The organism is Bowdeniella nasicola, from assembly GCF_001907295.1.
GTDB classification, from domain to species: Bacteria; Actinomycetota; Actinomycetes; order Actinomycetales; family Actinomycetaceae; genus Bowdeniella; species Bowdeniella nasicola.
In genome coordinates, this window is record NZ_MQVR01000189.1 from 1 (window position 1) to 707 (window position 707).

Annotated in this window: 1 protein-coding gene and 1 pseudogene; one reads left to right on the forward strand and one right to left on the reverse strand. The window is 61.4% G+C overall.

The features are described from left to right. Nucleotides 1-154: 154 nt before the first annotated feature. Nucleotides 155-317 (forward strand): annotated as a pseudogene (locus tag BSZ39_RS15205) (IS30 family transposase); the annotation flags it as partial. 147 nt (nucleotides 318-464) lie between these two features. Here the strand turns inward: BSZ39_RS15205 and BSZ39_RS13005 are convergent. Then, the coding region (locus BSZ39_RS13005; protein ID WP_342741826.1) for a transposase at nucleotides 465-707 on the reverse strand (243 nt) is incomplete at its 5' end.

A 707-nucleotide genomic window follows, 5' to 3' on the forward strand; every position in this document is an offset into this window, starting at 1 on the left:
GATCACATGCGCAGCGAGCTCGTCGAGCAGGCACTACTCAACGCTGCGGCCACGACGAGAATCGAACCGGATGCGATATGGCACTCGGACCGCGGCTCTGAAGGCGGATTCAACTGGTCGTCGCAACACCTTGAGGTGAGAAAGGTGTTCAAGGATGGCGACCAAGGACTGGAGCGTGAAGATCAGCGAGGTCCCGGAGGGGATGCGGCGGCAGTGGCGCGCGGACCGGGCGTTGCGGCCAGCAATGCGTTCTCCGGGCAGACCGCAGCCATCGAGGGCGGTGCAGCGACAATTCTGGCGCCTGATCGCGGCCGGCGCCACTCAGCGATCGGCTACCTGTGCCCCAATAACGTCCACTACAGTTACCAGCAGCCCCTTCAGGCAGCGTAGAAAAACCACCCAACCGCTGTCCGAAACCTCCACAGCAGCCCAGTAGTCCACCGCGTCATGGCGGCGTTGTGGGCTTAGAATTCTCCCTCGACCAATTCCTTCAACGCGGCCTTTTCCAGCTCTGCTTCACCTAGCAGCGCTTTGAGCTTGGAGTTTTCCTCCCGCAAGCGCTTGAGCTCTTTGGCTTCCGTACGGTTCATTTCGCCGTAGTCACGCCGCCATCGCGCCAGCGTTGAGTTGAGTCCCTCATAGTGGTGTAGCGGGGTGGTCGTGCTGGACAGCAGGGCGGTCACCGCGTGATCCTCGAGTTCATCTTC